This is a genomic window from Mycobacterium sp. IDUB_19, from assembly GCF_055419445.1.
Map to the genome: position 1 here is coordinate 1 of NZ_JBVAXR010000131.1, position 1,626 is coordinate 1,626.

General features: G+C 61.9%; 2 protein-coding genes and 1 pseudogene. 2 read left to right on the forward strand and 1 reads right to left on the reverse strand.

The window, feature by feature from the left end:
- Window positions 1-526 precede the first annotated feature (526 nt).
- The gene (locus ACZY0B_RS27370) at window positions 527-958 is read left to right on the forward strand and encodes a PPOX class F420-dependent oxidoreductase (protein ID WP_463767359.1); all 432 of its coding nucleotides are present in this window, start codon (window positions 527-529) and stop codon (window positions 956-958) included.
- 143 nt (window positions 959-1,101) lie between these two features.
- Entirely contained in the window at window positions 1,102-1,434 is a 333-nt protein-coding gene (locus tag ACZY0B_RS27375; RefSeq protein ID WP_463767360.1) for a tyrosine-type recombinase/integrase, read from the forward strand.
- A 42-nt stretch (window positions 1,435-1,476) separates the two neighbouring features.
- Here the strand turns inward: ACZY0B_RS27375 and ACZY0B_RS27380 are convergent.
- Window positions 1,477-1,626 (reverse strand): annotated as a pseudogene (locus ACZY0B_RS27380) (type I glutamate--ammonia ligase); the annotation flags it as partial.

Consider the following 1,626-nt stretch of genomic DNA (forward strand, 5'->3'; position numbering starts at 1 on the left):
CACCCGCCCCGCGATCGCGGAACGGGTGGACTCAACCAGAACTACTGCGGCCTACACGTCGTAGTACAGCGCGAACTACATGCAGCGCATTTTCAGTGTTTGCTGTGTTGACAGCGACGGAATGATCCTGGTCACAGCGTTGGTTATGTTGGCTAATGGAAGCCGCCGTCAGCTCTACTGCGGACGATCTGCGGACGGTTGCCGGTATCCGAGACCTGCCACCATGAGGTCGGGTCCACCGGCTGACTAATTCCGCGAAGACGCCCTTCGCTGCTCGGGGGCCCGGATCGCGCACAGCAGCCAACCGCGCGCTGCCTCGGCTATCACCAGGAGGAACCACTAGGCCACACCGCCTCATGATTCCGGGCTTGGGGATGGCCGGGCTGGGAAACGGTGAACGTCATGACCGGAGCGGCGCTGGCCCAGCACCGGCAACAGAGTCGGTGGGCCCGAATCGGTTGATTTGTTGTCGGGGTGTCGGTCTACGGAGAGCTTCTTCGTCGTATAGATAGACAAGGAGAACGCCATGAACATCGTGAAACTCAACGACATCGCACGCCAACTCATCGGTTCCGACCCTGCAACGCTGGTTACGATCAATCGCGACGGCAGCCCGCAAATCAGCGTGGTCTGGGTGACGGTGCAGAGTACGGCCGACGGCGGTGATGAGCTGGTCACCGCTCATCTGCAGGAGCATCAGAAGATCCGCAACATCCGGCGCGATCCGCGCGTGGCGGTGACCATCGTGTCCGTGGACCGCAGCGGGCCACAGACACCGTATCTATCGATCAAGGGCACGGCGCACGTCGAGGAGGGCGGTGCTCCCGAACTGCTCGACGAGATCGCCACAACCATCTTCGGCCCGGGCACGGGATTCCCGCCGCCCGACGCGCCCCCGGGATACCTGACTCACATCACGATCGAAAAGGTCGGCGGCGTGGGCCCATGGGCGACTTGAACATATCTGCCAGCCATGGCAGAAGACCGACCGACTCTCGCTCGGGTACTTCTGGACCGACGCGGAAAGCAGGATCGCGAGGTCCTGCGGAATCGGGATCGGCTGATCGCTGCCGTCGGTCTTGAGTGGCTTGCCAGGCCGACATGATGGTCACCAATGGGCCCGGTACTGACCGCTGCGGCCCGTGGATCATCGAGCGCGCGATGCGCGATGTCCGGGAAACAATCGAGGGTCTGCCAGAGGGTTTCAACTTCCACGATCTTCGGCACTGTCTGGCTTCGCTACTCATCGCTTCGAGTGCGGACATCAAGACCGTGCAGGCGCGAATGCGGCATGCCAGCGCGCGCACGACGCTCGACACATATGGCCATATGTGGCCAGATGCCGATGAGTCCACCCGCTCGGCGATCGGTGCTGTGATCGCGAAGCGGATGGACTCAATCGGAACTACTGCGGACGGACTGCGGACGCAATGACGAAATCAGGAGCGTTTACGCAGGTGGCAGTCCGTAGCTGGCCTACACGTCGTAGTACAGCGCGAACTCGTACGGGTGCGGCCGGATCTGAACCGGCAGGATCTCGTTGTCACGCTTGAAGCTGATCCACGTCTCGATCAGGTCGGGCGTGAAAACGCCTCCCTCAGTGAGGTATTCGTGGTCCTCTTCCAG